This window comes from Curtobacterium sp. MMLR14_002, from assembly GCF_001864975.1.
In the GTDB taxonomy this organism is placed as follows: Bacteria; Actinomycetota; Actinomycetes; order Actinomycetales; family Microbacteriaceae; genus Curtobacterium; species Curtobacterium flaccumfaciens.
Genome location: NZ_MJGT01000132.1, coordinates 1 through 406, shown reverse-complemented (window position 1 = coordinate 406; position 406 = coordinate 1). Strand labels below are relative to the sequence as shown.

The following is a 406-nucleotide window of genomic DNA, read 5'->3' as shown; positions in this document are numbered from 1 at the left end:
GGACACCAGTATCTATGGCTTTGTCGGGCCACAGTGCCCGAGGAACCCAGAAGAACACCACTCCTAGGAGCTGGTCACCCCAGGTGATGCCTTTCGAGGCTACGAAGTACACGGTGTTGTTGATCTGGTTGAAGCTGTCGAAGTCACCCGAGAGGAGCGACTCGAGAGGGTTCTTGAGTGAAACCTTCGTGTCGAGACTGTTGCGGAACGTCGATGCGATTGGGAATAGGAAGAACAAGGCTCCGAGGGTGCTCAGCCCAACAACCCGATAGCGCCGGAGAGTTCCCCACACTCCGACCGCCGCCAAGATGGCGAGGTAGACGGTTCCAATTGCGTAGCGAGCGCTGCTGATCGGGTTGACGACGAGGAGGAGCGTAGCGGCCGTGACCAGCAGGAGAAGTAACGG

1 protein-coding gene is annotated in these 406 nt (G+C 58.4%); it reads right to left on the bottom strand.

Going from position 1 to position 406, the window contains the following annotated elements:
- On the bottom strand, positions 1 to 406 hold a 406-nt coding region (locus tag BIU91_RS19085; RefSeq protein WP_216099691.1), incomplete at both ends, for a hypothetical protein.